Here is a 2,897-nt window from a genome sequence, read left to right on the forward strand (position 1 = left end):
GATCACAAAATGGGTCCTCGACTTTATTGGGGAAGACGGTAGTATCCTGATCGTCTACGCGGCAGAACTGGCATGGAGGGGAGGCGTGATACCCTACACAAACCTGTTGTGGTACAAACCTGATTCCGGAGTATCCAAACGATATCGATTTACCCGGGGAAGACTTCCTGAAAGGGAAGGGACCCATATCACATGGACCGATAAGCGATTTAAGATTGCGGGAGTCTGGGAGGCAGTGGCCGACCCATTAAATGCCCGTTTATACGAATCCGGAAATCAGGTCCTGGACTGGCAATGCTGGCAACCGCGTTCCAAAGTTAGCCTCATCACAGGAGACGCTACGCTTGAGGGGGAAGGCTATGCAGAGGTGATCAGCACCACCTTCTCCACCTGGGAGATCCCTTTGCGGGAACTGAGATGGGGACATATGTTCTCCGGAGATGATTGGGCGGTTTGGATCGAACTCAGGGTAAATAAACAGAGCCAATGGATCTGGTGGAACGGGGAAAAAAAGGATGGGTGCCTGCTCTCTGATACTGAACTCTTCTTTCCCGACCCGGGGGTGACCCTGAAGCTGGATGGTGGGCTGATCCTGGAAAAGGAACAAAAAGTAAATCGCGTGGCAGGGAGGCTAGTGGGCTTTATTCCCGGATTTTCAAAGATCCTCCCTAAGGCATTTCTCATGGCTCACCAGACCATGTGGGCGAGTAGGATCCAACTGGCAATGGAGGGCAGGGAAGGTCTTTCCGGCGGCAGAGCAATTCATGAATTTCTGAACGCCAACCCGAAATAGTATGGTACTCAGGGCTGAACATATCCATAAATCATTTGGCAAGAAGAAGGTATTAGAAGACCTCTCCCTGGAAGTGCATCCGGCTACCATATGCGGAATCGTGGGGGAGAATGGTTCGGGCAAATCCACCCTCCTGAAGATCCTGGTAGGAGAGTGGAAACCCAGTAAAGGCAGGGTGGAAATGAAGGGCCAAATGGGCTACTGCCCTCAACAGATCAGCCTCTATTCTCAGCTGACCGTACAGGAACATTTCAGGTATTTTGGGGCGGCCTACAGGATGCCCCCGGATGCCCTGAAAGACCGGCAGGAACACTTGCTGGACTATTTTAACTTCGGCAAATACCGTTCAGAAAGAGTGGCCCACCTCAGCGGGGGAACCGCCCAGAAACTCAACCTGAGCCTGGCGCTCTTGCACGATCCCGACCTGCTCATCCTGGATGAACCCTATAGCGGGTTCGACTGGGATACCTACACCCGCTTCTGGGACTACCTGGGCCAATTGAAGAAGTCGTCCTGCTCCGTACTGGTTGTGAGTCATTTTATTACGGAAAAGAGCATTTTTGATCGGATCTATACACTCGAAAACGGACGTTTGCAATGAGAGGGAACCGAATGATCATCAGCATGGGAATGTCCTGGCGGATCCTGCTCAGGAACCGTATCGCCATTGTACTGCTTCTGGTGATTCCTGCTGTTTTCCTGGGAATCGTCGACCTGACCTCTTCGAGTCGGCCCATGCCCTTCCGGTTGGCTTCTCTTTCGGACAACCCCATGGTCAGCATCCCGGAGGAGGGGATTAATTTTGTGTTCTTTGCGGTGGCTTCCGTAGGCTTTCTGGTATCCTTCCTCGCCCTGAATCTCATCCAGAAGAACAGGAGGGCCAGCAGAAGGCTCATCCTATGCGGGTATTCCCCCGTGGAGATCCTGATGGCCAAACTGACCACCCTATTGTCCGTCATCCTTCTCATCGCATTCTACGTGGGCCTTTTGACCCACTCCCTCTATGAGGTAGAGCACCTCGGCAAATTCATCGCCTCACTGGTATCCATCGGGTTTGTCTATGGATGTTATGGGCTTTTAGCAGGTACTTTGATCCGGGGGGAACTGGAGGGGATCCTGGTGATCGTACTCCTGGTGAATATCGACGTGGGCTGGCTCCAGAACCCGCTTTTCTATGAGGGGGCCCAGAACCAGGAGGTGATACGCTACCTCCCGGCCTATTTTTCGTCCCAGGCGGCGGTGATCTCAGCCTTTACCGATTTCACCATAGGAAAAAACCTGTTGAGCGCTTTCGCATACGGCTGCGGATTCCTGTTACTCAGCCAATACATTTATTATATAACCATGAAACCTCATCGATGAATACAATGCCTGTTCCTTTCAGAAAAATGCTGTATTCGGCATTCTTCCTTCTGGTGCTCCCCCTGTTACTGGTGTTTTGGGCAGAAAAGACAGAAACTTTTGTGACCTGTCCTCCTGTGGAATCCCGGGAGGGTGGCATATTCCTGATGGTGCTGGGCGGGGGAATGATGTTCTGGGCCATGGGGCTCCTGATACTGAAAGGGAAAGGACTGCCGCTCAATGCCTTTCCGCCTAAGAAACTCGTTAAAACAGGGCCATACCGACTATTGAGGCATCCTATCTACTGGGGCTTTGGCGTGCTGCTGGCGGGGTATTTTATTTTCACGGGGTCAGCCAGCGGGCTTTGGCTGGTCACTCCCCTTACCCTCCTGGGGATGGTGGCCCTTGTTTTGGGGTATGAGGGGATAGAATTGAAAAAACGATTTCCGGAAGGAGATCTGACCCCCCTGTTTGAATGGCGGGGAGGTAAGGAGAAACCGGCACGCGGGAAGAAGGCAGTCGGCCTGCTGGTGATCCTTTTGCTGCTGGGACTAACAAATTTTTTGGCTTTCAGGGGACTGGGACCAGACCATACAGACAGCCTGGGGGATCTGTCGATTTGGTCGCCCTGGTGGAACTTTATATGCCTGCTCCCCGTCCTGGTCACGCCCGATATCTTGCAGACACATACGACCCTGCGCAAATGGATCCTCTGGGGAGCCTCCTCCCTTTTGCTCGGGTTGTTTTGCATGCTGATCTGTGA

The 2,897-nt window shown here is 52.6% G+C and carries 4 protein-coding genes; all 4 read left to right on the forward strand.

The annotated features are described in order from the left end of the window. Nucleotides 1-793: hypothetical protein (locus ABYP73_RS12590; RefSeq protein ID WP_372974564.1), on the forward strand; the 793-nt coding region annotated here is incomplete at its 5' end. A 1-nt stretch (nt 794) separates the two neighbouring features. Beyond that, a complete protein-coding gene (locus tag ABYP73_RS12595; protein ID WP_372974565.1) occupies nt 795-1,394 on the forward strand; it encodes an ABC transporter ATP-binding protein in 600 nt (199 codons plus the stop codon). Then, nucleotides 1,391-2,155: a hypothetical protein gene (locus ABYP73_RS12600; protein ID WP_372945834.1), complete on the forward strand. Its 765-nt coding sequence runs from the start codon at nt 1,391-1,393 to the stop codon at nt 2,153-2,155. Before ABYP73_RS12595 ends, ABYP73_RS12600 begins: the two co-directional genes overlap by 4 nt. Beyond that, the coding region (locus ABYP73_RS12605) for an isoprenylcysteine carboxylmethyltransferase family protein (protein WP_372974566.1) at nt 2,152-2,897 on the forward strand (746 nt) is incomplete at its 3' end. The genes ABYP73_RS12600 and ABYP73_RS12605, both read left to right, overlap by 4 nt.

The organism is Muriicola sp., from assembly GCF_041567615.1.
In the GTDB taxonomy this organism is placed as follows: domain Bacteria; phylum Bacteroidota; class Bacteroidia; order Flavobacteriales; family Flavobacteriaceae; genus Muriicola.

What these genes read in the sequence shown, in the direction of transcription:
- ABYP73_RS12595 (WP_372974565.1), top strand. Translation starts at nt 795, where the DNA reads ATGGTACTCAGGGCTGAACATATCCATAAATCATTTGGCAAGAAGAAG.
- ABYP73_RS12600 (WP_372945834.1), top strand. Translation starts at nt 1,391, where the DNA reads ATGAGAGGGAACCGAATGATCATCAGCATGGGAATGTCCTGGCGGATC.